Below are 1,272 nucleotides of genomic sequence, written 5' to 3'. Positions count from 1 at the left end.
ACCCAGAATATCGCCCCCGCCGCCAGGTGCTGGCGATAACGCTCCGTTGTCGTGTGGGCCGGATGTTCAAGGCCGAATAATTCGCGGTGTCGTTTAATTTCCTCTGTGGTTACTGGCATGTTTCCCCCTTTAATTTATCTAATCCCATTTCAGCATAAACACGATCAGCGGCTTTTTTAATATCGCTGAAATTGTCCGGCCCGAGTGCTGGCCTTGTCGATTTTCTGCAACATTCCAGCCGTCGCATCGTGATGTGCTCCCGTTCCTTGTCTGTCTCCACCAGTAGCATGACTTCACCCCATCGCGCCGACGCTCTCCGGTAAAAGCCTTTCGCCTCGAGTTCTTCCGCTATGCGGTCATGTACCATCGTCACCCTCTCAGAACGGAATATCATCACCGTAAGGGTCATCGCCTCCCGCTGGTGGCTGATTACCCTGTGTGCCTGTGGTCTTGCGTCGGCTCCCACCAGGTCGCGCCGTTCTGGCACTGATTACGCTGTCTGCAATAACCTGCCAGCCCTGCCGCGTTTCGCCGTTCTGGCCTGTCCACTGGCTTACCTGCATGTTACCCGCCACGCTCACCAGCTCGCCTTTGTGGTGTTTTGCCAGTGCGTCGGCCTGTCTGCCAAACGCCAGGACGGATAACCACATCGTCGCCTGTCCGTCATCTGCCTGATTGCACGGCAGGGGGACCGCCATGCTTGCCATAGCCATTTGTGTGCCCTTGCTGGTGGTCTTTAACTGCGGGTCAGCCACCAGCCGCCCGTAAGCGGCTATCTGTGCTGTCATGATTCCACCTCTCCGGTTTTAACGTTGATGGTTGTTACCTGTTCCGCTTCGGCAATCTCCCGTTCTGTCAGCGTGGCAAAGTTTGCCGCCGCTGTGGTCATGAATGCGCTTATTAGTTCAGGATGTGCTTTCGCGTATCCTTCTCCCGCGTTGCGGTCGATGATTTTTATCGCCACCCTCAGCCAGTGCTCTGTAAGGTCAATGGCGCGGTTATGTGGTTTTTTTGCGTGCTTCGTTGTCACAGGCTTTACCTCACAGCAATAAAATAAAATTTTTGCATTTTAACCCTTCACCTGTTCACCTTTTGCTATTTTCCCTTTTTATTCATGATGTTAAGGGGTGAACAGTTTCACAAAAACTATTCACCAACTGTTCACCACTGTTCACCCTTAAAGCTCAATAAACAATCAAAAAGGTGAACAGTGAATAGTTTGGTGAACAGTTCATAAATAACTGTTCACCCTATAATATACTGATATAAAAG

At 51.3% G+C, this 1,272-nt stretch carries 3 protein-coding genes; all 3 read right to left on the bottom strand.

Translation table 11 applies throughout. From position 1 onward, the window contains the following. Positions 1–109 precede the first annotated feature (109 nt). From ACWIGM_RS31475 to ACWIGM_RS31465, 3 genes are read right to left on the bottom strand one after another with little or no spacing between them, the layout of a single operon-like run. Positions 110–367, bottom strand: a complete 258-nt coding sequence (locus ACWIGM_RS31475; protein WP_021546407.1) for a PerC family transcriptional regulator — start codon at positions 365–367, stop codon at positions 110–112. Between the two features lie 10 nt (positions 368–377). Next, positions 378–788 carry a single-stranded DNA-binding protein gene (locus ACWIGM_RS31470; RefSeq protein ID WP_000126632.1) on the bottom strand — a complete coding sequence of 137 codons (411 nt, stop codon included), beginning with the start codon at positions 786–788 and terminating at the stop codon, positions 378–380. Next, the gene (locus tag ACWIGM_RS31465) at positions 785–1,030 is read right to left on the bottom strand and encodes a hypothetical protein (protein WP_343472499.1); all 246 of its coding nucleotides are present in this window, start codon (positions 1,028–1,030) and stop codon (positions 785–787) included. Before ACWIGM_RS31465 ends, ACWIGM_RS31470 begins: the two co-directional genes overlap by 4 nt. Positions 1,031–1,272: the final 242 nt, after the last annotated feature.

The sequence above is a fragment of the Allobosea sp. NPDC055332 genome, from assembly GCF_053645455.1.
This window is presented reverse-complemented; position numbering and strand designations above follow the sequence as displayed.

Coding starts and splice junctions, on each gene's coding strand:
- ACWIGM_RS31475 (WP_021546407.1), bottom strand. CDS start 367: ATGGTACATGACCGCATAGCGGAAGAACTCGAGGCGAAAGGCTTTTAC.
- ACWIGM_RS31470 (WP_000126632.1), bottom strand. CDS start 788: ATGACAGCACAGATAGCCGCTTACGGGCGGCTGGTGGCTGACCCGCAG.